This is a genomic window from Kitasatospora sp. NPDC002522, from assembly GCF_053595195.1.
This window is the reverse complement of sequence record NZ_JBSFXE010000007.1, coordinates 102139-126886: the sequence shown is the minus strand read 5'-3', so window position 1 is coordinate 126886 and position 24748 is coordinate 102139. Positions and strand designations below refer to the sequence as shown.

General features: G+C 73.6%; 19 protein-coding genes. 8 read left to right on the top strand and 11 right to left on the bottom strand.

Translation table 11 applies throughout. The features are described 5' to 3' along the window. The first annotated feature begins 262 nt into the window (after positions 1-262). The gene (locus ACWD4U_RS08130) at positions 263-1363 is read left to right on the top strand and encodes a citrate synthase 2 (RefSeq protein WP_363455371.1); all 1101 of its coding nucleotides are present in this window, start codon (positions 263-265) and stop codon (positions 1361-1363) included. 181 nt (positions 1364-1544) lie between these two features. Beyond that, entirely contained in the window at positions 1545-2663 is a 1119-nt protein-coding gene (serC, locus tag ACWD4U_RS08125) for a phosphoserine transaminase (RefSeq protein WP_449787140.1), read from the top strand. Positions 2664-2824: 161 nt separating this feature from the next. Here the strand turns inward: serC and ACWD4U_RS08120 are convergent, their stop codons facing one another. Next, positions 2825-3736: an AraC family transcriptional regulator gene (locus tag ACWD4U_RS08120; protein ID WP_363458128.1), complete on the bottom strand. Its 912-nt coding sequence runs from the start codon at positions 3734-3736 to the stop codon at positions 2825-2827. 93 nt (positions 3737-3829) lie between these two features. On the opposite strand from ACWD4U_RS08120, the gene ACWD4U_RS08115 reads away from it, so the two are divergent. Then, on the top strand, positions 3830-5614 hold the full coding sequence (locus tag ACWD4U_RS08115) for a glycoside hydrolase family 35 protein (protein WP_363458116.1): 1785 nt from the start codon (positions 3830-3832) through the stop codon (positions 5612-5614). Here ACWD4U_RS08115 and thpR read toward each other — a convergent pair. The 4 genes from thpR to ACWD4U_RS08095 form a co-directional block, all read right to left on the bottom strand. After that, positions 5611-6198: an RNA 2',3'-cyclic phosphodiesterase gene (gene thpR, locus ACWD4U_RS08110; RefSeq protein ID WP_363458113.1), complete on the bottom strand. Its 588-nt coding sequence runs from the start codon at positions 6196-6198 to the stop codon at positions 5611-5613. The two genes, ACWD4U_RS08115 and thpR, sit on opposite strands and share 4 nt — an antisense overlap. Before the next feature lie 40 nt (positions 6199-6238). After that, the gene (locus tag ACWD4U_RS08105; protein ID WP_449787139.1) at positions 6239-7801 is read right to left on the bottom strand and encodes an MFS transporter; all 1563 of its coding nucleotides are present in this window, start codon (positions 7799-7801) and stop codon (positions 6239-6241) included. A 162-nt stretch (positions 7802-7963) separates the two neighbouring features. Continuing rightward, a complete protein-coding gene (locus tag ACWD4U_RS08100) occupies positions 7964-8398 on the bottom strand; it encodes a MarR family winged helix-turn-helix transcriptional regulator (protein ID WP_363458110.1) in 435 nt (144 codons plus the stop codon). Between the two features lie 75 nt (positions 8399-8473). Beyond that, a complete protein-coding gene (locus tag ACWD4U_RS08095) occupies positions 8474-9019 on the bottom strand; it encodes a DUF1707 and FHA domain-containing protein (protein WP_363458107.1) in 546 nt (181 codons plus the stop codon). A gap of 178 nt (positions 9020-9197) precedes the next feature. On the opposite strand from ACWD4U_RS08095, the gene ACWD4U_RS08090 reads away from it, so the two are divergent. Further along, a complete protein-coding gene (locus tag ACWD4U_RS08090; protein ID WP_363458104.1) occupies positions 9198-9686 on the top strand; it encodes a hypothetical protein in 489 nt (162 codons plus the stop codon). 50 nt (positions 9687-9736) lie between these two features. Here the strand turns inward: ACWD4U_RS08090 and ACWD4U_RS08085 are convergent, their stop codons facing one another. Next, positions 9737-9913, bottom strand: a complete 177-nt coding sequence (locus ACWD4U_RS08085) for an amino acid--tRNA ligase-related protein (protein ID WP_363458102.1) — start codon at positions 9911-9913, stop codon at positions 9737-9739. 389 nt (positions 9914-10302) lie between these two features. Here ACWD4U_RS08085 and ACWD4U_RS08080 point away from each other — a divergent pair, with 389 nt between their 5' ends. Then, positions 10303-11928 (top strand): PucR family transcriptional regulator, encoded by a 1626-nt coding sequence (locus ACWD4U_RS08080; protein WP_363458099.1) that lies wholly within the window; start codon positions 10303-10305, stop codon positions 11926-11928. A gap of 332 nt (positions 11929-12260) precedes the next feature. Then, entirely contained in the window at positions 12261-13577 is a 1317-nt protein-coding gene (locus tag ACWD4U_RS08075; protein WP_363458096.1) for a type III PLP-dependent enzyme domain-containing protein, read from the top strand. A gap of 75 nt (positions 13578-13652) precedes the next feature. Here ACWD4U_RS08075 and ACWD4U_RS08070 read toward each other — a convergent pair whose 3' ends face one another. From ACWD4U_RS08070 to ACWD4U_RS08055, 4 genes are all read right to left on the bottom strand, one after another. After that, positions 13653-14810, bottom strand: coding sequence for a hypothetical protein (locus tag ACWD4U_RS08070; protein ID WP_363458094.1), 1158 nt, complete (start codon positions 14808-14810; stop codon positions 13653-13655). Continuing rightward, a complete protein-coding gene (locus tag ACWD4U_RS08065; protein ID WP_363458091.1) occupies positions 14803-15321 on the bottom strand; it encodes a DUF4365 domain-containing protein in 519 nt (172 codons plus the stop codon). Before ACWD4U_RS08065 ends, ACWD4U_RS08070 begins: the two co-directional genes overlap by 8 nt. A 203-nt stretch (positions 15322-15524) precedes the next feature. After that, positions 15525-16700, bottom strand: a complete 1176-nt coding sequence (locus tag ACWD4U_RS08060) for a CopD family protein (RefSeq protein ID WP_363458089.1) — start codon at positions 16698-16700, stop codon at positions 15525-15527. Between the two features lie 141 nt (positions 16701-16841). After that, positions 16842-18305 (bottom strand): NCS2 family permease, encoded by a 1464-nt coding sequence (locus ACWD4U_RS08055; protein ID WP_363458086.1) that lies wholly within the window; start codon positions 18303-18305, stop codon positions 16842-16844. Between the two features lie 193 nt (positions 18306-18498). On the opposite strand from ACWD4U_RS08055, the gene ACWD4U_RS08050 reads away from it, so the two are divergent. Together ACWD4U_RS08050 and ACWD4U_RS08045 are read left to right on the top strand one after the other, a co-directional pair. Next, positions 18499-18777, top strand: a complete 279-nt coding sequence (locus tag ACWD4U_RS08050) for a DUF2530 domain-containing protein (RefSeq protein ID WP_363458083.1) — start codon at positions 18499-18501, stop codon at positions 18775-18777. A gap of 78 nt (positions 18778-18855) precedes the next feature. Next, a complete protein-coding gene (locus tag ACWD4U_RS08045; protein ID WP_363458080.1) occupies positions 18856-21294 on the top strand; it encodes an HAD-IC family P-type ATPase in 2439 nt (812 codons plus the stop codon). A 70-nt stretch (positions 21295-21364) separates the two neighbouring features. Here ACWD4U_RS08045 and ACWD4U_RS08040 read toward each other — a convergent pair whose 3' ends face one another. Beyond that, the gene (locus ACWD4U_RS08040; protein ID WP_449787138.1) at positions 21365-24655 is read right to left on the bottom strand and encodes a sacsin N-terminal ATP-binding-like domain-containing protein; all 3291 of its coding nucleotides are present in this window, start codon (positions 24653-24655) and stop codon (positions 21365-21367) included. Between the last annotated feature and the right edge of the window lie 93 nt (positions 24656-24748).

Here is a 24748-nt window from a genome sequence, read left to right as displayed (position 1 = left end):
CGCGGTAGGCACGCCAACATCATCCCGTACGACAAGCGCCGGACACTGCTACGTCCACGCAAACACCTGGCGATATGGTGTCTCGCCACCGCGCCCTCAACGGCGATCGCGCGGCCCGTGGGGGAAACATCACCGTCGTGGTGTATGGCGCAATGCACTCCGTGCCTGCCACTCTGACACCGAGTGCCAACCACCATCGGCCACCGGCATGCCGCCCCACCACGGCGGCATGTCGCGTCGGATCACTGAAGGAGCCGTTCTGATGTCGGATTTCGTACCCGGCCTTGAGGGAGTAGTCGCCTTCGAGAGCGAGATCGCCGAGCCGGACCGCGAGGGCGGCGCGCTCCGCTACCGCGGGGTGGACATCGAGGACCTGGTCGGCCAGGTCTCCTTCGGGCACGTCTGGGGCCTGCTGGTGGACGGCAAGTTCGCCCCGGGCCTGCCCGCCGCCGAGCCGTTCCCGATCCCGGTGCACTCGGGCGACATCCGGGTCGACGTGCAGTCCGCGCTGGCGATGCTCGCCCCGGTCTGGGGCCTCAAGCCGCTGCTGGACATCACCGCCGAGGAGGCCCGCGACGACCTCGCCCGGGCCGCCGTGATGGCGCTGTCGTACGTGGCCCAGTCGGCCCGCGGCCAGGGCCTGCCGATGGTCCCGCAGCGCGAGATCGACAAAGCCGAGACCATCGTCGAGCGGTTCATGATCCGCTGGCGCGGCGAGCCGGACCCGAAGCACGTCAAGGCCGTCGACGCGTACTGGACGTCCGCCGCCGAGCACGGCATGAACGCCTCCACCTTCACCGCCCGGGTCATCGCCTCCACCGGCGCCGACGTCGCCGCCGCGCTCTCCGGCGCGGTGGGCGCGATGTCCGGCCCGCTGCACGGCGGCGCCCCGTCCCGGGTGCTCGGCATGATCGAGGAGATCGAGCGCACCGGCGACGCGGCCGGCTACGTCAGGAAGGCCCTCGACAAGGGCGAGCGCCTGATGGGCTTCGGCCACCGCGTGTACCGCGCCGAGGACCCGCGCGCCCGGGTGCTGCGCCGCACCGCCAAGGAGCTCGGCGCGCCGCGCTTCGAGATCGCGGAGGCGCTGGAGAAGGCCGCCCTGGAGGAGCTGCACAACCGCCGCCCGGACCGGGTGCTCGCCACCAACGTCGAGTTCTGGGCCGCGATCATGCTGGACTTCGCCGAGGTCCCGGCGCACATGTTCACCTCGATGTTCACCTGCGCCCGCACCGCCGGCTGGTCCGCGCACATCCTGGAGCAGAAGCGCACCGGCCGCCTGGTCCGTCCGGCCGCCCGCTACATCGGCCCGGCCGCCCGCGGCCCGCAGGAGATCGAGGGCTGGGACCAGATCGCCCGCTGACCCCCGTTCAGGTGAAAGCCTGACGGGCCGTCACCTCGTCAACGCCGCCACCGGGTGCGCGTCCGGCCCCTGACCAGGGCCGCCGCGCACCCCGGTGAAGGCTGTCCGGTGCCGCAAAGATCACGTCTCAGCGGCCGGACGGCCGTAACATCTCCGCAATCCAGGGCGATAGGCTGCGGCCGTGGCTCAGATTCAGATCCCCGCCGACAATCTGCCCAACGATGGCCGCTTCGGCTGCGGCCCCTCCAAGGTGCGCCCCGAGGCCCTGAGTGCCCTCGCCGCCACCGGAACCTCCCTGCTGGGTACCTCCCACCGCCAGGCCCCGGTCAAGAACATCGTGAAGCGCGTCCGCCAAGGCGTCGCCGAGCTGTTCTCGCTGCCGGAGGGCTACGAGGTGGTCCTCGGAAACGGCGGCTCCACCGCGTTCTGGGACATCGCCGCGTTCGGCCTGGTGCGCGAGAAGTCGCAGCACCTGAACTTCGGTGAGTTCTCCTCCAAGTTCGCGTCCTCCGTGAAGGCCGCGCCGTGGCTGGCCGAGCCGACCGTGATCAAGACCGAGCCGGGCACCCACCCGCTCCCGGTCGCCGAGGCGGGCGTGGACGTCTACGCGCTCACCCACAACGAGACCTCCACCGGTGTCGCGATGCCGATCCGCCGCCCCGAGGGCGCGGACGCCGGCTCGCTGGTCCTGGTGGACGCCACCTCCGGCGCGGGCGGCCTGCCGGTCGACATCCGCGAGACGGACGTCTACTACTTCGCCCCGCAGAAGTCCTTCGCCTCCGAGGGCGGCCTGTGGCTGGCCACCTTCTCCCCGGCCGCGCTGGAGCGCGCCGCGGAGATCGCCGGCTCCGGCCGGTACATCCCGCCGTTCTTCGACCTGCCGACCGCGATCGACAACTCGTCGAAGGACCAGACGTACAACACCCCGGCCATCTCCACCCTCTTCCTGCTGGCCGACCAGCTGGAGTGGCTGAACGGCCAGGGCGGACTGGACTGGGCGGTCGCCCGCACCGCGGAGTCCTCCTCGATCCTGTACTCCTGGGCCGAGAAGTCCTCCTACGCGCAGCCCTTCGTCGCCAAGCCGGAGGAGCGCTCGCAGGTCGTCGGCACCATCGACTTCGACGACTCGGTCGACGCCGCTGCGGTCGCCAAGGCACTGCGTGCCAACGGCATCGTCGACACCGAGCCGTACCGCAAGCTCGGCCGCAACCAGCTGCGCATCGCGATGTTCCCGGCCGTCGACCCGGCGGACGTCGAGAAGCTCACCGGCGCCATCGACTACGTGGTCGACAACCTCTGAGCACCCGCTGAACGCGAACGGCTGAGCGCCGCCCCCACCGGGCGGCGCTCAGCCGTTCGCGTTCACTTCTGGAGGATCGCGCCGACGATCACCACGGCGAGCAGCAGCACGAAAGCACCGGTGACGATGCGCATACGGGTCTTCGGGTCCACGCTTCGAGGTTAGTCGGTCGCACGGCGGGCCTCGGCACTGCCCCGCTCGGGGCCGTACAGCGAGGTCAGCTCCTCGGCGAGCTCGGCCGGGTCCACCGCGCGCAGCCGGCCGTCGCCGCGGTACTCGCGGGCCCGGAAGACGGTCGGGGCGACGCCGACCCGGCGGGTGAAGATCCGGGTGAAGTACGCGGGGTCCTGGTAGCCGACCCGGCGGGCGACCACCGCGACCGGCAGTTCGCTGGCGGCGAGCAGCTGCTTGGCCTCGTTCAGCCGGACGGTCAGCAGGTACTCCTTCGGGCTGGTCGCGCCCACCGTGCGCACCGCGCGGCGCAGCTCGGCGACGGTCATGCCGGCCCGCCGGGCGTGCTCGCCCACCGACATCGGCAGGCAGGCGTCCCGGCGCAGCACCTCCAGCACCGGCTCGCCCGCCGGGTCCAGGTCGGCGCGGTGCCGGTGCAGCTCGACCAGCAGCTCGTGCACCCCGGCGGCGGCCTCCACGCCCGTCAGCGGACCGCCGCGGCGGATCGCCCCGGCGATCCGGGCGAACACCCGCTGCGCGGACTCGGCGGCGTCCAGCGGCACCACCTCGACGTCCGGCAGCAGGCCCAGCTCCTGGTACCCGGCGGTGGCGCCGCCGGTGAAGTCGACGAAGGACTCCGACCAGCCGTCGGCGTCCGGCGCGTAGTGGTGCGGCACGCCCGGGCGCAGCCACAGGACCGCCGGCGCGACGACCGGCAGGCGCTGCCCGCCGGGCAGCGCGTACCAGCCGCGGCCGCTGCTCACCACCACCGCCACCCAGTGGTCCAGCACCCGTGGGCCGACCGTGGGCAGCCGGCCGCGCTGCATGCCGACGCCCAGGCAGGCCAGGCCGGTCCGCAGCTGCGCCGGACCGGGCGTGAGGTACTGCCACCAGCGCTCCATCGTCCTCCCGTCCTGCTCGTCCGTCACGACAATCCAACACGCCGCCGGACTTTGTCCATGGCTCTGGCCTGGGCCTTCTTGCACGCTAGGGGCATGCTCACCTACGACTCGACCGGCTTCCGCCTCGACGGCCGCCCGTTGCGCATCCTGTCCGGCGCGATGCACTACTTCCGCACCCGCCCGGAGCAGTGGCCCGCCCGGCTCGCCGCCCTGCGCGCGATGGGGCTGAACACGGTGGAGACGTACGTGCCGTGGAACCTGCACGAGCCCGCCCCCGGCCGGTTCGAGCGGCTCGACGAGCTCGGCGACTTCCTCGACGAGGCGCGCCGCCAGGGCCTGTGGACGATCGTCCGCCCCGGCCCGTACATCTGCGCCGAGTGGGACAACGGCGGCCTGCCCGGCTGGCTCACCGCCGAGGTCGGCCGCCGCGCCCGCACCTCGGACCCCGCCTACCTGGCCGCGGTCGACCGCTTCTTCGACGTGCTGCTGCCGCAGGTGGTCGAGCGCCAGTGGGGCCTCGAGGGCGGCACCGTCCTGATGGTCCAGGTGGAGAACGAGTACGGCTCCTTCGGCTCGGACGCCGACTACCTCGCCCACCTCGCCCGCGGCCTGCGCGGACGCGGCGTCACCGTGCCGCTGTTCACCTCCGACGGCCCCGAGGACCACATGCTCGCCGCGGGCGCCGTCCCCGGGGTGCTGGCCACCGTGAACTTCGGCTCCGAGCCGGAGGCCGCGTTCGAACTGCTGCGCCGCCACCGCCCCGAGGACCCGCCGTTCTGCATGGAGTTCTGGAACGGCTGGTTCGACCACTGGGCCAAGCCCCACCACACGCGCGACGCCGCCGACGCCGCTGACGCGCTGCGCCGCATCCTGGCCGCGGGCGGCTCGGTCAACCTCTACATGGCCCACGGCGGCACCAACTTCGGCACCACCGCCGGTGCCAACCACGCCGACCCGCCGTTCAACTCCACCGACTGGACGCACTCGCCCTTCCAGCCGGTCACCACCTCCTACGACTACGACGCGGCCCTGGACGAACGCGGCCTGCCCACCGCCAAGTTCGACGCCTTCCGGGAGGTGATCGCCGCCTTCGCCGAGGAGCACCCCGGGCTGGTCCGGTACCTGGACGACCGGGTCGCTCAACTCCCGCCCGCCGCACCGGTGGTGACGGCCCGTTCGGTTCCGCTGGACGAGTTCGCCGCGCTGCCGTTCGGGCCGGCGGTGGCCTCGCCGGTGCCGCCGCTCTTCGAGGAGCTGGGGCTGGAGCACGGACTGGTCCGCTACACCGTGACGGTGCCCGCGCTCAGCGCCGAACTGCCGCTCACCGTCGAGGGGTTGCGCGACCGGGCCGGCCTGCGGGTGGACGGCAAGCGGGTCGCCGAACTGGAGCGCGGCGTGCCCGCCGAGCCGGTCGCGGTCTCCGGCGGGGCGCAGCTCCAGCTCCTGGTGGAGTCGCTCGGCCGGGTCAACTACGGCCCGCAGGTCGGCGAGACCAAGGGCCTCACCGGCGTCCGCCACGAACGCCAGTACCTGCACGGCTGGCAGGCCGAACCCCTCGCCCTCGACCCGCTCCCCGCCGCCGCGTACGCCCCCGGCGAGCCCGGCCCCGAGCTCCTCGCCCGCGGCACCTTCGACCTCGAGACCACCGGCGACACCTTCCTCGCCGTCCCCGAGGGCGCCCACGGCTACCTGTGGATCAACGGCTTCCTGCTCGGCCGCTACGACCTCCGCGGCCCGCAGACCACCCTCTACTGCCCCCAGCCCCTCCTCCGCGAGGGCACCAACACCCTCACCCTGCTGGAACTCGGCGACGCCACCCCGTCCCGGGTGGAACTCCGCGAGGCCCCCGAGCTGGGCCACCAGAGCTCGCCCCGCTAGGGTCGCGCTCCCCAGTCCGCCAGCGGCCACTCCCCCACCGTGGTGTAGCGGGCGGGGCCGTAGCCGAGTTCGCTGCGCATCAGTTCGAGCCGGCCGGCCTGCCACTCGGTGCCGCGGAAGCCGTCCATCACCGCGGCCATCGCGTGCAGCTCGCCCACGGCCGCGCGCTGTTCGGCCCGGCGGCGCCCGCGGGTGGAGCCGGCCCGGGCGAGGGTGAGGTGCGGGTGGAAGCCGTGGGTGTCGTCCGTGACGTCGAGGGCTTCCCGCACCTGCTCCGCCAGCCGTCGCAGGGCCCACACCTCGCCGTCGACGCCCGACCAGAGCACCCGGTCGCCGAAGGTCCCGCCGCCCGCGAGCCGCAGGCGGTGGGCGCCGCACTCCCCGGCCACCCGCGCCAACCCGGTCTCCAGTCGCGGGACGTCGGACGCCGGCACCTCACCCAGGAAGGCCAGGGTGAGGTGCCAGCCGGCCGGCTCGCTCCAGTGCAGCCGGTCCGCGCCCGGCATGGACCGCAGCGGGGCGGCGGCGTCGGCGAGTTCCTGCAGGGCCGGGACCGGCGGGTTGACCGCGACGAAGAGCCTCATCCCGCCATCCTGCCGCAGCGCGTCCGGTCCCGACGGATCATCAGCAGGCGGGCGCCAGCTCGTCCTTGGACACCACCGTGAACACCCGTCCGCGGCGCCGCACCGGGTGCAGGTCGAAGCGCACCCGCAGCCCGCCGAGCCGTCCCAGCACCAGTGCCACCACCGCGGCCGCGGCGGCCGAGACCAGTCCGCAGGCGAGCAGGCCGAGCCGCGGGCCGTACTGGGCGGTGACCCAGCCGACCAGCGGGGCGCCGATCGGGGTGCCGCCGGTGAAGACCAGGACCAGCAGGCCCATCACCCGGCCGCGCATCTCCGGGTCGGTGCCGAGCTGCAGCGCCGAGTTGACCGAGGTGTTGAAGGTCAGTCCGAACACGCCGATCAGGGTCAGCAGCAGCGCGAAGCTCCAGTAGCCGGGGGCGAACGCGGCCAGCACCTCCAGCGCGCCGAAGGCGAACGCGGCGGCCACCAGGCGCCGCAGCCGGGGCGCGCCGCGGCGGGCGGCGAGCAGCGCGCCGGTCAGCGAGCCGACCGCCATCGCGGTGTTGAGCAGGCCGTACTCGCCGGCCCCGACGTGGAAGGTGTCGCGGGCGAAGCCGGAGAGCAGGGTCGGGAAGTTGAAGCCGAAGGTGCCGATGAAGCCGGCCAGCACCATCGGCCAGAGCAGTTCGGGGCGTTCCCGCACGTAGCGCAGGCCCTCCCGGAGTTGTCCGCGTTCGCGGGCGATCCGCTCGACGGGGCGCAGTTCGCTGGTGCGCATGGCGAGCAGGCCGCCGATGACCGCGGCGAAGGAGAGTGCGTTGACGGCGAACGCCCAGCCGCTGCCGACCGCGGCGATCAGCGCGCCGGCGACGGCGGGTCCGACCAGGCGGGCGGTCTGGAAGTTCGCGGCGTTCAGGCTGACCGCGTTGGCGAGGTCCTTGGCGGGCACCATCTCGCTGACGAAGGCCTGCCGGGTCGGGTTGTCGACCACCGTGACCAGGCCGAGCAACAGCGCGAACAGGTAGACCGCGACGGGCGTGACGAGGCCGGTGACGGTCAGGACGGCGAGGCCCGCGGCGAGCAGGCCCATCGCGCCCTGGGTGGCGATCAGCAGGCGCCGCTTGGGCAGCCGGTCGGCGAGGACGCCGCCCCACAGGCCGAACAGCAGCATCGGCAGGAACTGCATGGCGGTGGTGATGCCGACCGCGAACGGGCTGCCGGTGAGGCTGAGCACCAGCCAGTCCTGGGCGATGCGCTGCATCCAGGTGCCGGTGTTGGAGACGACCTGGCCGGCGAAGTAGTACCGGTAGTTGCGGATGCGCAGGGACGAGAACATCCCTCCCGGGCGGGTGAACCGGCCCGGCGGAGCGGCGGGGATCTCCGCCGCGGTGCGTTCCTCGGGGTCGTCGTCGCCGCTGCCGGGCAGCTCCACGGGGGTGGGTGCCTCGGTCCGGGCGGCGGGTGCGCCGGTCGGCGCGGTGTCGGTGGCGGCCGGCTCGTCGGTGAGCGGCTCGTCGACGCGGTACCCGGCGGGCCGGGTGGAGAGGCGTCGGGGGTCGGTGCGGAGGTCGGTGCGGATCGTCGCGGTACGGATGGCGGCGGCTCGGGTGGCCGGCGGTGTCACGGTGTGTTCTCCCCTCGACACGCCGCGGCCGGATGTGCCGGCCGCGGCGTGGTCTGTGCGCTGGTGGGTTCCTGCGGTGATGCGGTTCTCCTTCGTTCGCCCGGGAGGCTCGGATGCGTGGACCTGCGGATGCGTGGACGTGCGGATCGGGGACGGCGTGGACTACAGGTGGGCCAGCTTGTAGAGCACCGGCGCGGCCTGCTTCAGCCGCTGCCACTCCTCCTCGTCGAGGCCCTCGGCGAGCTCCGCCAGCCAGGCGTTGCGCCGTCGGCGGGACTCGTTGAGGATCTCCTCGGCCTGCTCGGTACTGCTGACCACCACCTGCCGGCGGTCCTCCGGGTGCGGCTCGCGCCGCACCAGGCCCTTCTCCTCCAGCATCGCGATGATCCTGGTCATCGACGGCGGCTGGACGTGCTCCTTGCGGGCCAGCTCGCCGGGTGTCGCCTTGCCGCAGCGGGCAAGCGTGCCGAGCACCCCCATCTCGGTGGGGCTCAGCGACTCCTCGACCCGCTGGTGTCGCAACCGTCGGGCCAGGCGCATCGTGGACGACCGCAGCTGGCTGACCGCCACCAGGTCGTCCTCGGACATCTCGGGCATGTCCTTAGCTTATGTCATTACTCTCGCTAAGGAAAATTGATTTCGATCACGCCCGGACCCGTGCCGCGCCGGAGGTCAGTCCGCGGTGAGCTGGAAGCCGAGCCGGCCGAACCGCAGCCGGTCGCCGGGGCGGACCACGATGCCGCCCGCCAGCCGGTGCTCGTTCACGTAGGTGCCGTTGCTGGAGCCCAGGTCGTACAGCACCCACTCGCCGGCCTCGAAGCGCAGCTCGGCGTGGCAGCGGGAGACCGTGCCGTCGCCGAGGCGCAGGTCGCTGCCGGTCATCCGGCCGATCCGCAGCCGGCCCGCCGCCGGGTCGGGCAGCCGCAGCCGGGTGAGCTGCTCGGCCTCCCAGGTCTGGCGCAGGCGGACGTTGAGCGCGGACACCCGGGCGACGGTGCGCAGCAGCAGCCGGGAGAGCGGGCCGTGGGTGCGCAGGTCGGCGACGACGTCGGCGAGTTCGGCGCTGCTGCGGGCGGTGAGCACCAGTTCCATCCGGTGCAGGAAGGTCTCGTGGGAGAGCGCGCCGCTGCCGACGCCGTCCCGGAGCAGCTCCAGCGCGCTGTCCCGCTCGGCCTGCGAGGGACGGGCGAGCCGGGTGCTGAACTCCTGAGCGCTCATGACGTGATTGTCGGCCGGGCGGCGGGGCACTGTCCAGGGACGCCGCGACGGCGGTCCACCCGTCCGGCCTGCGGCAGGACCCGGCCGATTTCGGCGAATCCCTGTCAACTCCGGTACCGGGCCGGGTCGGGATGGCAGGATCCGAGGAGTAACCGCGGCCGCCAGGGGGAGTGACGCCATGACCGTGATCGCCGTGACCGGACACCTCGACCTCACCTCGACCACCGCCTGCGCGGTCCGCTGCGCCCTCGCCGCGTTGCTCGCCCCTTACCCGGCCGCCGAGTTGACCGGCGTGTCCTGCCTCGCCCCCGGCGCCGACTCGGTCTTCGCCGACGCCGTCCTCGACCTCGGCGGGCGGCTGGTCGCCGTCCTGCCGGGCACCGACTACCCCGACCCGCAGGCCGACGCCGCCGAACGCGCCGAGTTCGCCCGCCTGCGGACCGCCGCCCACCAGGTCGTGGTACTCCCCGCCGAACAGCTGGACTCCGCCGCGTACGTCGCCGCCAATGACGAACTGCTGCGCCTCGCCGACGAGTTGGTCGCCGTCTGGGACGGCCGGCCGGGCAACGGCCCGGGCGGGACGGCGGACATGGTCGCCGCCGCCCGGGCCGCGGGCGTGCCGGTCCGCCTGGTCTGGCCGCCCGGCGCCGCCCGCACCCCGCACTGACGCACCGCCGGCCGACCTGAGGCTGACGCGCCGTCAGTCCCCGAGCCCGCTCACGGCTCCAGGCGGTTCGGGCCGCGGAACAGGAACACCGCCTCCCGCAGCGAGGGCAGCCCGAGCGCCAGCATCAGCAGCCGCCCCAGCCCGAGCCCGAACCCGCCGTGCGGCGGCATCCCGTACCGGAAGCAGTCCAGGTACCCGGCGAGCGGGCCGTCCGCCCGGGTGTCCATTGCTCGGGGCCGGTCTCCGGGGCGATCGGCAGTCTCGGCTCGGCCCGCGACGCCACCGCCACCCGCTCCGGGATGATCTCCACCGCACCGAGCTTCACCACCGGGTTGGCCACCACCGCGCCGGTGACCTCGACCGCCGACTCCACCGTCAGCCCCTGCAGCGCCGCCCCCGCGCCGGTGCGTCACCTGCACCATCCCGGCGTGGTCCCGCACCACCACGAACTGCACCTTGCTCTGCAGCCGCAGCGTGTTCACCCACCCCTTGACGGTCACCGTCTCGCCCGCGGCCCTCGCCACCTCCGGTTTTCCCGCGCCGCGGCCGCCGCGGCACTAGGCTCGACCGAAGCGGCCGGGTGACGAGCCGTCAGGGATCCGGGGGTGGACTTCCGTTGGTCGAGTCGGTCGAGAACGGGTGGGAACGGGCGGCGCCGGAGCAGACCCTGGACGGGGTGCTGACCCTGGTGGGGCCGCTGGTCGAGGTGGGGGCGGTGCCGCGGCCGGGGGTGGCGGTGGAGCGGCTGGCGGTGTTCGACCCGCTGGATCCGCAGGCGCGGCCCGGCACGCTGCTGGTGGCGGTCGGCGTCGACCCGGGGGCGACGGCCGCCGTCGCGCTGGTCCGCGCGGCCGGCCGGGACGGCGTGGCGGCGGTGGTGCTCCGCGAGGAGCCGGACGGCGCGCGCAGGGCGGCGCTGTCCGCGGCGGCGATCGAGGCGGGCACGGCCCTGCTGTTCCGGACCAGCTGGGCCGACTGGGGCCGGGTGATCGGCACCCTGCAGGCGGGCCTCGCCGCGGCGGGCGGACCCGGCCACGCCAACGTGCCGCTGGGCGACCTCGACCGGCTGGCCCGGGTGATCGCGTTGCAGGTCGGCGGCGCGGTGACGATCGAGGACATGGACTCCCGGGTGCTCGCCCACTACTCCAGCAGCCCGGAGCTGGACCCGATCCGGCTGGAGACCGTCACCACCGGCGAGGTGCCGGCGTCCCGGCAGAAGGCGATGAAGGAGGCCGGGTTCTTCACCGCCATCTGGACCTCCCGTGACGTGCTGCGCCGCCGCGCCCACGGCGACGTCCCCGAGCGGCTGGTGGTGGGCGTCCGGGCCGGCGACAAGCCGCTGGGCACCATCTGGGTGGCCGCCACCGGGCAGGCCCCGCTGCCGTCGACCGCGGAGGACGCCCTGCGCGCCGCCGCCCGGACGGCCGCCCCGCACCTGCTCCACCACGACTCGCGCACCACCGGCCGGGACGAGCAACTGCTCGCGGCGGCCCGCGCGTTGCTGGACGGCCACGGGTCCGCCGCGGCCCTGGCCGAGCGCAGCGGCCTGTCGGCGGCCGGCCGCTGCGCGGTGCTCTCGCTGGGCGCGGCCCCCGGCGGGACGGACGGCCCGGCGCGCACCAGGCTGGAGAGCCGTACGCACCGGAACTGCGCGGAGGCGGGACACGTCCCGATCGTGGTGCCGTCCGAACGGGGGATCCTCGTCCTGCTGGGCAACCTGGCGGAGAATCAGGCCCGGGCCGAACACCAGGTGGCGGTGGTCGGGAGCCTGCTGGCCCGCCGGCTCTCCGACGAACTGGGCACCCGGATCCGGGTCGGCCTGGGCGCGGTCGAGGCCCGCCTGGAGGACGCGCCGGCCTCCGCCCGCACCGCCGAACTGGCCCTCGGCGGACTGCTGTTCGGCAACTCGACGGCGGACTGCGCGCGCCTCGACGAGGTCGCCGACGCGGTCGCCCTCGGCCGGCTGCTGGCCGCGCTGCAGACCGTCCGGCTCCCGGTGGACACCCCGGTGGCGCGGCTGGTCGCACACGCCGAGCCGAAGGGCGAGCGCGTCCTGCTGGACACCCTGCGCGCCTACCTCGACCACTCGCGCGAGCAGGGCCGGGCCGCGGACGCGCTGGGTGTCGCCCGCAGCACGTTCACCCACCGCCTGCAGAAGGCCCTGAAGATCTCCGGCCTCGACCCGGACGACCCCGACGCCCGGCTGCTGGCCCAGCTCCAACTCCGCCTGCGCGACGGCTGACTCCGCCATCGCGCACCACCACGCCGCGCGCACCGACACAGGCCGGATTCGTCGCCGGGCACCGCGACCGGCCGCGTTCCTCGTCGGACCGCACGACCCGGGGCGCGACGGCGGGCCGGCGCCGCCGCCGGGCTCCGCCCCGTCCCGCCCGGGCCGCCCTGACGCGCCGTCATGTCACCGCCCGGTCCGGTCCGGCGTACGGCCGGGCGGCGGGATGTCGGCGAACCCGGGCCGTGGGACGAAGACCCGGGACCCGGCCCGCAGGCAGTCTGGACTCACGCCGGGCGACGGTCCCGGTCCTCCCGAGCCGACCCCGAGCGGAGCGTGCCACCATGACCGGTCCCCGCCCCACCGCCCTGCCGAGCCCCGAACGGCGCGAGCTGATCCTGCGCGCCGCCGTCCGCGAGGGCCTGCTGCACCCCGAGGACGCGCCGCTGGCCGCCTTCCTCGACCTGGACTCCGTCGAGCAGACCGTCGCCGACCTGCGGGGCGCCTTCCCGCCCGAGGTCGAGGTGCTGCACGCCTTCGCCGCCAAGGCCAACCCGCTGGTGCCCGTGCTGGCGCGCCTGCGCGAACTCGGGATGGGCTGCGAGGTGGCCAGCCCCGGCGAGTTCGCGCAGGCGCTGGCCGCCGGGTTCGACCCGGAGCGGATGGTGCTGGACTCGCCCGCCAAGACCCGCCGGGAACTCGCCGCGGCGCTCGACCTCGGCGTCGCCGTCAACATCGACAACTGGCAGGAACTCGAACGGGTGGACGCGCTCATGCGCGGCCGGCAGACCCGGTCGCGGATCGGCGTCCGGGTCAACCCGCAGGTCGGCGGCGGCACGATCGGCGCGATGAGCACCGCCACCGCCACCTCCAAGTTCGGCATCCCGCTCACCGACCCGGGCAACGCCGCCCGCCTGGTCGAGGCCTTCCGCGCCCGCCCCTGGCTGACCTGGGTCCACTGCCACGTCGGCTCCCAGGGCTGCCCGCTGGAGCTGATGGCCGCGGGCGTCGGCGCGGCCGTCTCCTTCGCCGAGAAGGTCAACGGCGAACTGGGCCGCCGCCAGGTGGTCGGCATCGACATCGGCGGCGGACTGCCCGTCAACTTCGCCGACGACCGCACCGCCCCGGGGTTCGCCGACTACGTCGACCAGCTCGCCCAGCACGCGCCCGCACTCCTGGGCGGGGACTTCCGGGTGATCACCGAGTTCGGCCGCTCCGTCCTGGCCAAGGCGGGATTCACCGCCGCCCACGTCGAGTACACCAAGCAGGTCGGCGGCCGCGACATCGCCGTCACCCACGCCGGCGCGCAGGTCGCCACCCGCACCGTCTTCATGCCCGACAGCTGGCCCCTGCGGATCACCGCCCACCACCCCTCCGGCGCCCCGAAGACCGGCGCCCCCGTCCCCCAGGACGTCGCCGGCCCCTGCTGCTTCGCCGGCGACCTCCTCGCCCGCGCCCGCCCCCTCCCCCTCCTCGAACCCGGCGACCTGGTCTGCCTGCTCGACACCGGCGCCTACTACGCCACCAACCACTTCGCCTACAACTCCCTCCCCGAGCCGGCCATCCACGCCGCCACCCTCACCCCCACCGGCACCGTCCACTTCACCCCCCTCCGCCCCGCCCAGACCATCCCCGACCTCCTCCCCCACACCACCGGCTGAGCCAGCCACCCGACCGGCCCCTTCCATGCCGTACGAAAGGGGCCTGAAGCCTGGCACCGGAGGGCCCGGGACGGATCAGTCCGGGACGACGTAGAAGTCGGCCGGCTGTTGAAGCAGATAGCGGGTCCCCCGCCGGACGAGTGTCCCGGTCACCGAAACCGTTGCTCCGCGATCGTGCGCTTGGGTGGCGATCCCGTAGCTCTCCTCGGGAAGTTCGAACCACACTCGCCGAAGCCGGTCGTTCAGGTCACCTTCCACGATTCCCGCGATGCTCACCTCGCCCGGCCCCGCGAAGCCCTCCCGGTGGAGCCGCACCACCGCTCCGACCACGCGGACGTCTTCAGTCGGCGTCTGCGCTCGCAACTCCCGGGCGGCTTCGCGTAGAACCGCGACGTGGTTGGAAGTGATCACCACTGGCCTGGTCGGCTCCATCGGTCGAGACAGCGCCCAGGAGAACTCGATGTCGGTGGGCTCCGGACTCCCGCCCGAAAATCCTGCCAGCGCCTCGCACAGGTTTGCGTTCACCCCGTGACCGACGCGGCCCGTGAACGACTCCATCCCGCGCCCCAGGCTGATCACCTCATCGGCGGCGGCCACCGCCTGCACCGTGGAGTCATGGAGGGAGAGCGAGACACGACGCTGGAACGGCTGCTCAGTCTCAGAGATCCCGCCCGCCGTCGCGTCGAGGCCGGCCTGGCCGATCAACGGCGGAATGGGGATGTAGACCGTGAGCACATAGCTGCCCTCAAGCGTCGGCCCCAATCTGACCGAGCGCATGAAGTCCGTGACCTGCGTCGGTTTCCGCGCAGGCTGCACGAGCCGCTGCCGATCGATGCCGGCCGAGACGGCACTGACCAGGACCCACTGATGCAGGCTCTCGAAGGCCCTCACCCCGTCTTCGATGGGCATGGTCCCCGGTTCCCCGGTCGGACGGGTTCGTACGTACTGGACGTCGGCGTCGGCACGGGCGATCTCGACGACAATCTGCGCAGTGCCCCGGTCCTCAGCGGTCGACAGGGTCTCCAGCATGCCCTGCACATAGGCGTCGTATCCCCGCATTCGCGGGCTCTTCGGAATGAAGACCTCGAACCCGTCGGCGTCCGACACCCAGAGCGTCCCGCCCGGCTCGGAAGATGGACGCCAGCCGCGCGAGGCGAGATACAGCGAGATGCGCCGGGGGTCGGACGCCTGGGACGTGCTGAACTCCCCGAATCCCGTGATCATCTCACTCACCGCCATTCGACAGAGATCCCACCACGAGCCCGGTGAGCGACTCCATGGTCAGCAGGTTGGCCACGGGCACGTGCACCGACTTGCTCGCTTGCCTGTCCGGGTCGATCGGCTCTTCCGCCATCATGTCGAGCCAGTAGACGGCGTGCCGGAACCGAAGGAACTCGGCAGATGATTCCACATACTCAGTCTTCTCGGCCGGAACGTGCACCAGGAAGAGGTACCGCCTACTCGGAAGGTCGTCGCCGACCACACCGATCAGATCGTTGTAGTTCTTGACCGGGATCGAGTACGAGAAGCACCCGTCGACATAGACGGGATTGCTGCAGGACTTGATCTGCGCCTCGATCAGTGGGTATCGCATCGTCCCGGCCCTGCCGGGAAAACCGATCTGGATATCCACTCCGTCGACGTCCAGCACTCGTCTGCCCGGATTCAGACCGGCCGCACAGGCCAGGGCCCAGACCACACCCTCCGCGAAATGGCCCTGCCACACCTCGCTGTTGAGCGTCACCCCGTCGCTCCCGAAGCTCCGTGACCCGACACCTGAGCACCACCCGTCCAAGCCCGGTTTCGTGCCCCGATCCTGCACCACGCGGACGAGGTCCGGTGGCCGATTGCCCTACGTTCACCCCCCTCGGCTCGCGCGCGAACAGCGCGACGGCCCTCCCTCGGTCCGGGGAAGGGCCGTTGGACGACCTGGAAGCAACGCTGCCGTCAGGTCGCGGCGGCAGTGGCGGCAGGGCGGCGGGACAGGGCGTCGGAGACCTTGGCGGTGGCGTACAGGGAGACCGCGAGGGCGGTCACCAGGGTGGCGCCGGCGGCGAAGACGCTGCCGTCGGAGACCGCCTTCGCGCTGCCCGCCTCGGTGCGGGCGGACCCGGCGAGGAACGGCAGGACCACCAGCACCGCGACGCCGAGGACGACCTCGCCCCAGACCACCTTCGGGAAGTGGCGCAGCGTCAGGTGGAGCAGCGAGGCGGAGTCGTCGGCCCGGCGGGCCTGCTCGATCCGCGGCATCAGCCAGAACTGGTTGAAGGCGCCGGCCGCGACCAGGCCCAGGACCAGCAGGATCTTGACCAGCAGGGCGATGCCGTAGCCGGTGGTCCACAGCTGGGAGACGGCGCCGACGTGCTTCCAGCCGAGCCACAGGCCGGAGACGGTGACCGCGCCGACGCACACCATGGCGACCAGGCTGAAGCGGCGCCAGATGTCGGCCCACACCAGGCCGGCGCCCGCGCCGAGGCGGCTGCGGGTGCCCGCGAGGGCGACCAGCAGGGCCAGGCCGCCGAGCCACACGGTGCCGGAGACGATGTGGGTCTGGTCGAACACCGGGTCGAGCCAGCGGTCGAGCTCGGTGGGAACGGTGGCCGGTGTGCCGGCGATCAGGGTGACCGCGAGGGCGGCGGGCAGCGCCGCGAGGGCGAGGCGGTCGAGGTGGCGGCGCACCGCCGGGACGAACAGCGCGATCAGGGCGACGGCGGTGGCGACCAGCACGACGTTCTGCAGCAGGTAGAGCGTGCCCTGCGCGATCCAGGCGCCCTTGGCCGCCGGGGCGTCGAGGAAGTCCGCGATCCGGCCGGGGGCCATGGCGTCGCCGAAGGGCATCCCTTTCCCGGCCCGGGCGACGCGCGCCACCAGCTGGAAGTACCCGGTGACCAGCAGGACGACGCCCGCCCAGGCCAGGTAGCCCGCCGACCGCCTGCGCAGCGCGGCGGCGTCCTCGGCGGTGGTGCTCTCGGCCCTGAGGGCCGGGCGCACCGCGGCGGCGTAGGTGACGGTGCTGCCGATGGCGCCGCTCAGGCCGACGAAGTAGCCGGTCTTGGTGAGGACCCGCCAGATTTCGGGCGTGGTGTATCCGGCCGTCTTCGCGGCCAGCAGCAGATGACTCATAAGGTTAGCCTAGCCTCAGTAAGGCTACCCTGTCCTTACCTGTGCTTTACCTCTCATGACCGACCGTCAGGCAGCAAGCACGACGGCGGCCCCGCACTCGTCCAGGAGTGCGGGGCCGCCGTCGTGGCCGTACGGCTCGGGTCAGAGCAGGCCGAGGGCCGGCATCAGGTAGTAGAAGGCGAAGACCGCGGCGACCGCGTAGAGCGCGATCGGGACGGTGCGGGCGCGGCCGGCGACGATGCGCAGGAGGCAGAAGGAGATGAAGCCGAAGCCGATGCCGTTGGTGATGGAGTAGGTGAACGGCATCATCACGATGGTGAGGAAGGCCGGCATCGCGATGGTGTAGTCGGCCCAGTCGATCTCCTTGATGGAGTTCGCCAGGATCAGGAAACCGACGGTGACCAGGGCGGGGGTGGCGGCCTGGGCGGGGACCATGGTCGCCAGCGGGGTGAGGAAGAGGGCGACCAGGAACAGCGCGCCGGTGACGATCGAGGCGAAGCCGGTGCGGGCACCCTCGCCGACGCCCGCGGTCGACTCGACGAAGCAGGTGTTGGCGGACGAGGAGGTCGCGCCGCCCGCCGCGGTGGCGATGCCGTCGACCATCAGGATCCGGTTGATGCCGGGCAGGTCGCCCTTCTCGTCGAGCAGGTGGGCCTCGTCGGCGACGCCGAGGATGGTGCCCATCGCGTCGAAGAAGCAGCTCATCAGCACGGTGAAGACGAACAGGATGCCGGTCAGCATCCCGACCTTGCCGAACCCGCCGAACAGGCTGACCTGACCGACCAGCCCGAAGTCGGGGGCGGCGACCGGGTTGCCGGGCCAGGCCGGGACGGTGAGGCCCCAGGCCTCGCCGGAGAGGCCGGCGAGCTGCTGGATCAGGACGGCGATGCCGGTCATCACGGCGATCGAGATCAGGATCGCGCCGGGCACCTTGCGGATCACCAGGGCCATCGTGAGCAGCAGGCCGAGGATGAAGACCAGGACCGGCCAGCCGTGCAGGTGCCCGCCGGTGCCGAGCTGGAGCGGCACGGTGGTGTGGGCGGCGTCCGGGACGCGGGTGACGAACCCTGAGTCGACCAGGCCGACCAGCGCGATGAACAGGCCGATGCCGATCGCGATGGCCTTGCGCAGGCCGAGCGGCACCGCGTTCATGACGCGCTCGCGCAGCCCGGTGGCGACCAGCAGCATGATCGCGAAGCCGGCCAGCACGACCATGCCCATGGCGTCGGGCCAGGTCATCTTGGGTGCGAGCTGCAGCGCCACGATGGTGTTGACGCCGAGACCGGCCGCGAGGCCGATCGGGACGTTGCCGATGACGCCCATCAGCAGCGTGGTCAGACCGGCGGTGAGCGCGGTGGCCGTGACCAGCTGGGCGCTGCTCAGGTGTGTGCCGTGCATGTCGGTCGCGGACGCGAGGATGATCGGATTCAGCACCAGGATGTAGGCCATGGTGAAGAACGTGGCGACACCGCCACGGATCTCCCGGGGCAGCGTGGAGCTGCGCTCGGAGATCCTGAAGAAACGATCCAGCGCGCCGGACGGGGGCTGCGGCGAGGTCTGGGAGGGCTCGGGCGACGCGGCGGTCGACTGGGCCTGCGGAGACATTCGGGGGCCTCGATCGGGGTGAGCACAGAGGGAGTGGGGGAGTTTCAGTATGGCGATCCCGATCGTGCACGCGCCATCTTCGCGCGTAGAGCAAGCCCCTTACGGCGAGCCCGCCCCGCTCATGCCCCACGCGGCCCGGGCAACCGCCGAAGCCTCTGCCGGGCCGCCCGCCCCGCCCCGTACGCTAGGGCGCATGCCCAAGACCGCGCTGCGCCCCGCTCCCCCGCCGCTCGAGGCGAACGACGTCGCCATCGTCGGCACCGGCACGGTGCTGTGGTTCGTCGGCTTCGTGGCGCTGCTGCCGTTCCAGGGCTGGCTGTCCGACCACGGGCACGGCACCTGGCCGTGGATCTGCCTCTCCGGCGGCCTGCTCGGACTGATCGGCCTCAAGTACTGCGTCGCCCGCCGGGACGCGATCCGCCGGGCCCGCGCCGCCGAGGCCGCGGCCGGGGCCGCCGCCGAACAGGGCTGATCCGGACCGCCACCCGTCCGGCCCGAATCGCCCCCGAGTGGGGCGCACCGGACATTTCACGCACCTAGAGTCGGTGCCATGACGCAGTCACCGGAAGGCACGGCCCCCAGCCCGCCAGGCGCCCACCCCTCCGGTGCGGGCGGGGTGCACGGCACCGGACTGAGCGCCGCCGAGGTCGCCGCGCGGGTCGCCCGCGGACAGGTCAACGACGTTCCGGTGCGCTCCAGCCGCTCGGTGCGGGAGATCGTCCGGGCGAACGTCTTCACCCGGTTCAACGCCATCATCGGCGTGATGTTCGGCATCATCCTGGTGGTCGGCCCGATCCAGGACGGCCTGTTCGGCCTGGTCATCGTCGCCAACACGGCGATCGGCATCGTCCAGGAGCTGCGCGCCAAGAAGACCCTGGACAGCCTCGCGCTGATCGGCGAGGCCCGCCCGCAGGTCCGCCGCGACGGCGCCGCGCAGCAGGTCCCCACCTCCGAGATCGTGCTGGACGACACCGTGCTGCTCGGCATCGGCGACAAGGTGGTGGTGGACGGCGAGGTCACCGAGGCGGACGGCCTGGAGATCGACGAGTCGCTGCTGACCGGCGAGCCCGACCCGGTGCTCAAGCACCCGGGCGACCAGGTGATGTCCGGCTCCTTCGTGGTCGCCGGGGCCGGCGCGTTCACCGCCACCAAGGTCGGCCGCGAGGCGTACGCCGCCAAGCTGGCCGAGGAGGCCAGCAAGTTCACCCTGGTCAAGTCCGAGCTGCGCAGCGGCATCGACCAGATCCTGCGGTTCATCACCTACCTGCTGATCCCCACCGCGATCGGCCTGATCATCAGTCAGCTCGCGGTGCAGCGCAACGACTGGAAGGAAGCCGTCCGCCGGATGGTGGCCGGCATCGTGCCGATGGTCCCCGAGGGCCTGGTGCTGCTCACCTCGGTGGCCTTCGCGATCGGCGTGATCCGGCTGGGCCGCAAGCAGTGCCTGGTCCAGGAGCTGCCCGCGATCGAGGGCCTGGCCCGGGTCGACACCGTCTGCCTGGACAAGACCGGCACCCTCACCGAGGGCGGGATGGACCTGATCGACCTGCGGCCGATCGCCGACCCCGAGCAGCTGCCGCCCGCCGAACGCCCGCTCGCCGAGAAGGCCGTGATCGCCGAGGCGCTCGGCGCGATCGGCGCCGCCGACGCCCGGCCGAACCCCAGCATGCAGGCCGTCATCGACGCGTACGGCCCGCCGTCCGAGGGCCGCTGGCGGGTACTGGAGGCGATCCCGTTCTCGTCCGCCCGCAAGTGGAGCGGCGTCCGGCTGCTGGAGCCCGGCGGCGGCGAGGGCAGCTGGCTGCTCGGCGCCCCAGACGTGCTGCTGCCCGCCGGCCACCCCGCACTCGGCGAGGTCGACGAACTCGGCGCCAAGGGCCTGCGCGTGCTGCTGCTCGGCCGCAGCCCGCTCGCCATGGACGACCCCGACCCGGCCGCCGAACTGCGGCCGCTCGCCCTGATCGTCCTCCAGCAGCGGCTGCGCGAGGACGCCGCCGACACGCTGCGCTACTTCCGCTCGCAGGACGTCCACGCCAAGGTGATCTCCGGCGACGCCGCCGTCTCGGTCGGCGCGGTCGCCTCGCACCTCGGCCTGCCGGGCGCCGAGACCGCGATCGACGCCCGCACCCTGCCGGCCGACCCGAAGGAACTCGCCGACGTCGCCGACCGCACCGCCGTCTTCGGCCGGGTCACCCCCCAGCAGAAGCGCTCGCTGGTCGGCGCCCTGCAGTCCCGCGGCCACACCGTCGCGATGACCGGCGACGGTGTCAACGACGTGCTGGCCCTGAAGGACGCCGACATCGGCGTCGCGATGGGCACCGGCTCCGACGCGACCCGCGCCGTCGCGCAGATCGTCCTGCTCGACGACCGCTTCGCCACCCTGCCGTCGGTGGTCGCCGAGGGCCGACGGGTGATCGGCAACATCGAACGGGTGGCCGGGCTGTTCCTGGTGAAGACGGTCTACTCGGTGCTGCTGGCCCTGCTGGTGGTCATCACCCAGGTGCCGTACCCGTTCCTGCCGCGGCACTCGACGGTGCTCTCGTCCCTGACCATCGGCATCCCCGCGTTCTTCCTGGCCCTCGCCCCCAACACCGAACGCGCCCGGACGGGCTTCGTCCGGCGGGTCCTGCGACTCGCCGTGCCCGGCGGGATCATCGCGGGCACCGCCACCTTCGTCGCGTACGCGCTGGCCCGCGGCGACGACGAGACCACGCTGGAGGCGGACACCAGCGTCGCCACGCTGACGCTCTTCATCGTGGCGATCTGGGTCCTGGCGATCGTGGCCCGGCCGTACACGTGGTGGCGGCTGCTGCTGATCGGCGCGATGTGCGGCGCGTTCGCCCTGGTCCTGGTGGTCCCCTGGCTGTCGGACTTCTTCCAGCTCCAACTGGTGGGCTGGCGCGATCCCCTGACGGGGGTGCTGATCGCGGTGATCGCGGGGTTGCTGCTGGAGGTCACCTCGCGGGTCTTCGTGCGGAAGGGCGAATAGGGGCTCTGGGGGTACCTCCCGGCCCCCCTTGGGGCTGGGGGCGGAACGGCGAGCCCGGGCCCCTGAAAGCTCATTCGTAGTCGCGGGCCGCGAGGAGTTCGTAGGCGCGGTCGGGTTCGGTGAGGGCGGTGAGGATCTCGAAGCGGCGGTGCCATTGGTTGACGGACCAGGCGAGGCCGGCGGCGAGGCCTTCGGGGGTGGCGGCGTGGAGGAGGCCGGGGACGGGGGGGACGTCGAATTCGTCGTCCTCGTCGGCGGGGTCGGTGTCGTCGGGGTCGTAGGGGCGTTCGGGGGCGGTGGCGGTGGGGTCCCAGCGCCAGGCGACGTGGGCGTCCTCGCCGTCGGGGCCGACGACCAGGAGTTCGTCGTGCTCCTCGTAGACGGCGGGGCAGCCGGGGAGGAGCTCGCGGACCACCGCGGGGGTGCGGTGCAGGGTGCCCTCGGAGAGGACGCGGCCGCCGGCCACCTCGCTGGCGAGGGAGACGTGCAGGCGTTCGGCGAGGGCGGCGGCGAGGGCGGGGTGAACCGGGAGGACGGCGTGGTCGTGGAGGAGTTCGACCAGGTCGGGGGCGTCGGCGACGACCGCGGTGGTGGCGTCGACGATGACGGTGCGGTCGTCGCGGCGGCCGGTGGCGTCGTCGAGCGGGGCGAGCGCGCGGACCACGTCGAGGCCTTCGACGCGGTCGGCGGGGAGTGCGGCCAGCGCGGAGTAGATGCCGTGGAGTTGACGGTGGGTCACCTCGGAGGCCGGGTCGACCAGGCGGTCGACCAGCTCGTCGGGGCCGTGCGGTTCGGCGAGCAGGGCGGCCAGCGTGGTGCGGACGCCGAGGGCGTGCAGGAACTGCGGGTCGAGGGTGGTGCGGGCCTCGTCGTAGAGGCCGCGCAGCAGCGGGTCGGCCCCGGCGGCGCGCAGGCCGGCGGGCTCGCGGCCGTCCAGGACGGGGTGGTCGCGCAGCCACCAGGCGGTGTACGGCGGGAGGTCGGCGTACGAGCCGTCGGGGAGCAGGGTGCGGACGGGGGTGATGACGGCGTCGCGGTAGGGCGGCCGGGAGAGCAGGGCGAGGGCTTCGGGCCAGGCGTCGTCGTCGACCAGGTCGAGGTCGCGGACGGCGAGCAGCTCGGCGGCGACCGGGGGGACGCCCAACTCGGCGCTGTCGTCGGCGTGCAGGGCTTCGAGGACGTCCTCGCACCAGTCGGCGAGGCCGTCGGGGGCCTCGTCGATCAGGCCGGTGGGGGCGCCGCCGGCGGCGCGGTCGGCGGGGACGGTGGGGTCGAGGCGGTCGAGGTCGTCGGGGTCGAGGACGACGTCCTCGGCGCGGACCAGGGTGAAGGTGGCCAGTACGCCGGCGGCGGCGAGGACCTCGGGGCCCCAGCGCTCCAGCAGGTCCTCGTCCACGAAGGCGGCGTCGTCCTCGCGGGCGAGCGCGGCCAACGGGCCGTCGGGGAGCAGGAGTTCGCCGGCCCGGGCGAGTTCTCCCTCGTCGTCGGGGAGGGCCAGGCGGGAGAGCCAGGGGTGTTCGCCGGGGGCCGGGGCGGCGGCCCTGACCAGGGCGAGGACGGCGTCGGCGAGGTCGACGGCGCCGTCGAAGTCGTCCTCGCCGACTTCGAGCGAGCGGGCGACGGCGGCCCTGACCTCCGGCGTGTCGAGGATGCCGGCGGGGGTGGCGCTGCCGGCGCCGAGCTTGGCCAGCAGCGGGTGGGCGGCGTCGGGGTGGGCGAGGCGCAGGTCGAGCAGGTCGAGGGCTTCGGCGAGCGACTCGGGGTAGCCCTCGTAGCCGGCCCAGTCGGCGGCGTCGGAGGGCAGCAGGACGCGGCGCGGCCCGGTGACGGTGCGGCCGTCGGCGAGCGGGACGGGCAGCGCGCCGAGCGACTCCGGGTCGGCGCCGCCGAGGGCGGCGTAGAGGCTGCGCCACCAGACGGGGTCGCGCTCCAGGCCGCCGAGCTGGTCGACCACCTCGGCGAGCGGGACGCGGCGGACGTCGAGGGTGCGCAGTTCGGTACGGCGTTCCAGGCCGGCCGGGAGCAGGCCGGGGAAGATCGGGGCGAGCGCCTCGACCACGGAGTGGTCGGCGCCTTCCAGCAGGACCGCGTCGCGCGGGCGCAGCGCCGGGGTGCCCTCCTCGGTACCGCGCGGGTGCGGCAGGAACGGGGTGCCGGGCAGGCGGTCCAGGATCGCGGCGCGCAGCGCGTTGTCGAGGGCGCCCTGGCCGAGGCGGGCGGGCACCAGGCTCAGCGAGTGGGTGTCGGCGCCGCGGGCGCGCAGCAGGTCGGCGTAGGCGTCGGCGGCGCGTTCGGTGAGGAAGTCGGTGAGCGGGCCGGGCGCGACGTGGCGGCGGGTCGGGTCGAGCGGGTAGGAGGCGATCAGCAGCGCGGGCACGCCGAGCGGCTCGTCGCTGGGGGTGGGCGCGTGGACCACGGCGGCGGTGCGGGTGCGCTGCGGGTGGCCGGCGTGGTTGACCGGGACGGCCCAGGTGAGCGACCACCAGGGGCGGCCGCGCTCCTCGGTGGTGCGGTCGGCGAGCAACGCGGGGTCGAGCGGGCCGCTGGCGCTGACGGTCTGCCAGGTGGTGCTGTCCGGGCCGTCGGTGACGGTGACGGTGGCGAGCGCGTCGGGCCGCGCCGGGTCGTCGGTGCGGGTGAGGGTGCGCACGCCGTCGGGGGTCTCCACGGTGACCTCGGCGAGGCCCGGGAGGGTGAGCAGCAGGGCGTCGTCGATCTCGGCGAGCAGCCGGCGGGTGAGGTCCTCGGCGGCGGCGTCGCGCAGCGGGAGGACGACCACGGTGTCGTAGCCCTCGGGGGCGCCGCCTTCGGCCTGGAAGGGCAGCCGGAGCAGCGGGACGTGGCCCTCGCGACGGGTCAACTCCTCGGCGAGCTGCGGGCGTTCGGCGACCAGCGCGCGGGCCTCGGTGAGCGACCAGCGGACTCCGCCGGCGGCGGAGAGCACCGCGGGCTCGTCGGTGACGGCGAGGACGGCGGAGAAGCCGACGCCGAACCGGCCGACCACCGGACCCGCGTCGCCGCGCTTGGCGGAGGCGCGCAGGGTGGAGAGCGACTCGACGGCGGCGGCGTCCAGCGGGACGCCGGTGTTGGCGGCGGCCAGCACGCCGCCCTGCAGGGTCAGCCGCAACCGGCCGGGGCCGTGGCCGGCGCGGGCGGCGGCGTCGGCGGCGTTCTGCGCCAGTTCGACGATCAGCCGGTCCCGGTAGCCGCCGAGGGCGAGCTCCTCCTCGGCGTTGGCGTCCTCCCGGAAGCGGGCGGGCGCCGCGGTCCAGGCCTCCAGCACGGTGTGCCGCAGCTGGGCCGTGTCGAACACGTCCGCGCCCTGGGGGGACGCCGCACTGCCGATGATCCGAGACTCCACGTGCCGGGCCGCCCTTCGCGGTTGCCATGCGAATGCCTGCATACGGTCGGCATTCTGCCAGGGGGTGGCGGCCCCGGCGGGCGCAGCCGGTGG